Source organism: Dellaglioa sp. CoH-55-MRSF-8, from assembly GCF_056782195.1.
The window spans coordinates 1-260 of record NZ_JBXAYH010000223.1; the positions used below are offsets into that span (position 1 = coordinate 1).

The following is a 260-nucleotide window of genomic DNA, read 5'->3' on the forward strand; positions in this document are numbered from 1 at the left end:
GCCTTACTCCGGTGATGACGCGCTTGCCGCTTCCGCGCCCGGATGCCTGGCAATTGTTGAAAGCATGAAACCGGTAGCCGAGGACACGATTTGCTTGACGTTGCTGACGGAGGAGGTGGTCTCGTTCCTGCCAGGTCAGTACGTCAACATCGCACCCAAAGGTGGAGCCTTTGAGCGATCGTTTTCGATGGCGAATGCCCCAGGCTCGAAGCGACTGGAGTTCTATATCGCATTGCGATCTAACGGGCAGTTTTCCAACT

The 260-nt window shown here is 56.2% G+C and carries 1 protein-coding gene; it reads left to right on the forward strand.

The features are described from left to right. Positions 1-64 precede the first annotated feature (64 nt). A partial coding sequence (locus AC1RPW_RS08555) for a hypothetical protein (RefSeq protein ID WP_481769538.1) occupies positions 65-260 on the forward strand: 196 nt, incomplete at its 3' end.